At 56.3% G+C, this 3,546-nt stretch carries 2 protein-coding genes; both read left to right on the forward strand.

What is annotated here, in order from left to right:
* Nucleotides 1-1,082, forward strand: a 1,082-nt coding sequence (locus tag VGE80_RS12530) for an ABC transporter permease (protein WP_440592909.1), incomplete at its 5' end; no start/stop codon positions are given.
* A 447-nt stretch (nucleotides 1,083-1,529) separates the two neighbouring features.
* Nucleotides 1,530-3,546: DUF1549 and DUF1553 domain-containing protein (locus VGE80_RS12535; protein WP_440592910.1), on the forward strand; the 2,017-nt coding region annotated here is incomplete at its 3' end.

Here is a 3,546-nt window from a genome sequence, read left to right on the forward strand (position 1 = left end):
TTCGCAGTCTGCTGCGTGACCCAGTACTGGTCGCGTTCATCATTCATGCGTTTACGTTCTCGATCATTACCGCCGCGCGTGGGGTCTCGTCCGAAGTCAATAATGCGTCGCTGGCGTTTATCGACGAGAATCATTCGACGCTTTCGCGCGAACTGATCGATGCCTTTTATCCACCCCGTTTCAAGCGACCGGTCGAGATCGCACCGGCGGAAGCCGATACGGGCATGGATCGTGGGCTGTATATGTTCGTCGTCGCCATTCCCCCACGTTTTGAAGAGGATCTGATTGCCGGACGCCGGACCGAAATTCAGATCAATATCGACGCGACAGCAATGAGTCAGGCGAGCATCGGAGCGGGTTACATCCGAAACATTATTACTCAGCGGACGTCGTCGTTCCTCCGGCGCACAGACAATCGAGTTTCTGCACCCGTGAATCTCGTCGTCACCAAGGCATTCAATCCGAATGGTGAAACGTCCTGGTTTACCAGTGTCGTCATGATTATTAATCAGATCACGACCATTTCGGTCATTCTGACCGGTGCCGCGCTGATTCGCGAACGGGAGCGGGGGACGCTGGAACACCTGCTGACCATGCCCTTGACCGCCTATGAGATCGCATTGGCAAAAGTCTGGGCAAACGGTCTGGTGATTCTCTTCGCGGTCGCCACGTCGCTGGGGCTGATAGTGCGAATGACGCTGCATGTGCCGATCGCCGGTTCACCCCTGCTACTCATTTTTGGCGTGGTGCTGTATCTGTTCTTCGCGACCGCCCTGGGGGTCTTTCTCGGGACCCTCGCCCGGTCGATGGCGCAGTTCGCACTGCTGGTCATTCTCACCAATATCGTGCTGCAATTGCTTTCGGGAGGAACCACTCCCGTCGAAAGCCAGCCGGAATGGCTGCGCTACATTACGTTTTTCTTCCCATCCCGTCACTTCGTGGCGTTCTCCCAGGCAATCATCTTTCGAGGAGCGGGGCTGGAGACCGTGTGGCCTCAGTTCGCAACTGTGGCCGCCATCGGAATCGTTTGCTTTGCTTTCAGCATGTCGCAGTTTCGTCAATCGATCTCCGTCAGCCGATAGCAGGTTCACCCCCAGGGGGGCGTCGGGCCTGGGAAACGCGGCGGAAGATGGTGTCCAGTTGGACTTCGCTGTCCAATTTCCGAAACCCGTTCTGGGAAATCTGATCTCATCCGAACTGCCTGTATGTACATGTCGTGTGCGGTATGTGCGCGAAGATTCTCTTAACTTATTCAGTGCGTGCAGCTTGCGCTTGTACAAGCTGCGTGCTGCAAGTTGCCGTCAAATCTGCGCCGACCCGAACCAGGGGTCCTGAAAGACGAAATTATGTTTCTCAAGCGAGTCTCATTCCGATAAACTACCATTCATGGGTGGAGTGAGATTCCTCGATTTCTCTCCTCCGTACTGGTTACCAGTGCGCAATGCATTCAAGAAGAGTTGGTTAAAGCTGTGCGACGAAGTCTACGAAAACCCTGGTCCGTTGCTGTTGCGGTAACAATGATTGGCGCTGTGTCCCTGAGTCTGTTCAGGGCGGTCGATCATTGTCATGCTGCCGACGATGACTCGTCCGTCGTCACGTTCGAATCCGACATTCAGCCGCTGCTGACGCGCTACGGCTGTAACTCGGGTCCCTGTCACGGCAAATCGCGAGGCCAGAACGGTTTCGCGCTGTCGCTGCTGGGATTCGATTCGGACTTCGACTATGCCGCCCTGGCGCGTGAAGGGCGAGGGCGACGAGTATTTCCGGTCGCCGCAAAAGAAAGTCTGCTGCTGAGAAAAGCGGTCGGGCAGATTCCTCATGGGGGCGGCAAACGGTTTGAAATTGACAGCCCTCCTTACAACGAAATTGTCGCCTGGATTCAGGGAGGGATGCTGCGGACTCCGGAGGACGCCCCTCAACTGGTTCGCGTGCAGATTGAACCGTCGAGCTACTCGTTGGGACCCAAAGAGCAATTCGCCCTGCGAGTGATTGCCGAATACTCAAACGGGTTTCGTCGCGATGTGACAGAAGCCAGCGCCTATCAGACCAACGATAAAACGATTGCGGCGATTGCTCCCGCCGGGGACGGCATCGTGCAGGCAGGGCCCATTCCTGGCGAAGCGGCCATCATGGCGCGGTACATGAATCACATTGCCGTCTGCAACGTCACGATTCCTCTGCCGGGGAACGTCCCCGATGAGGCCTACACGCAGCTTCCGGTGAATAACACCATCGATGAATTGGTCTGGAAAAAGCTGAAGCTGCTGGGGATGCTGCCATCGGCTCCCGCGTCTGACGCAACCTTCCTGCGGCGGGCGACGCTGCGGATCATCGGACGAATTCCTACGCAGGAAGAAACCAAGGCATTTCTGGCTGACACGAATCCGGATAAAAAACGGATCCTGATCGACAGTCTGCTGGAACGGCCCGAATACGGAGATTTCTGGGCCAACAAGTGGGCCGACCTGCTGCGTCCCAACCCTTACCGGGCAGGGATCAAATCGGTCTGGAACCTCGATGCCTGGCTTCGCGAAGCTTTCCGCCAGAACATTCCCTATGACCAGTTTGTCCGTGAACTGCTGACCGCTCAGGGAAGTACCTGGAATAACGGAGCGACGGTCATTTTCCGCGACCGTCCTGAATCGATCGAGATTGCCTCGTCTGTCAGCCAGTTATTTCTGGGAGTGCGGCTGGAATGTGCCAAGTGCCACCACCATCCGTTTGAAGTCTGGAGCCAGGATGATTTCTATGGCTTTGCCTCCTTCTTCTCTCGGGTAGGCCGCAAGGGAGAAGGCCTTTCACCCCCGATTTCGGGTGGCGAGGAAGTCATTTTCACGAGGCCTTCCGGTCAACTGCTGCATGGTCGCACGGGATTGCCGGTCGCTCCGAAAACATTGACGGGTGTTCCCCTGACCCTGGGGCCGGAAGATGATCCGCGTGAAGTCCTCGCGGCCTGGATTACGGATTCGTCCAATCCCTACTTCCCCAAAGTTATGGCGAATCGGATCTGGTCTGAAATCATGGGGCGAGGGCTGGTTGATCCAGTCGACGACCTGCGAGCCACCAATCCGGCCACGAACGAAGCATTGCTCGAACATCTTTCGCGGGAGTTCCAGCAGCAGGGCTACGATATTAAGAAGCTGATCCGCACGATCGCGAACTCGTACGTCTTCGGGTTGAGTTCTGTTCCGACCGAGCGGAATGTCTCTGATGTCAAAAACTTTTCACGGTATTACCGTCAACGGATGCGGGCCGAGGTCTTGCTGGACGCCGTGAACGATGTGCTGGGAGTCGAAGAAGAATTCTCGGCCATGCCGCCGGGGTCACGGGCCATGCAGTTGTGGACTTACCGGGCTTCATCGGTCTTCCTGGATACCTTCGGTCGGCCGGATTTGAACCAGGATCCCCCCTGCGAACGGTCATCCGAATCGACAACTCCTCAGATTCTGCATTTAATGAATTCACCGGCTTTGAATCGAAAGCTGAGTGTTGATACAGCTCGACCTGCGAAGCTGGCCGCCAGCGACAAGTCGAACGCTGAGATTG

Source organism: Schlesneria sp. (genome assembly GCF_036405755.1).
Lineage (GTDB): Bacteria > Planctomycetota > Planctomycetia > Planctomycetales > Planctomycetaceae > Schlesneria > Schlesneria sphaerica.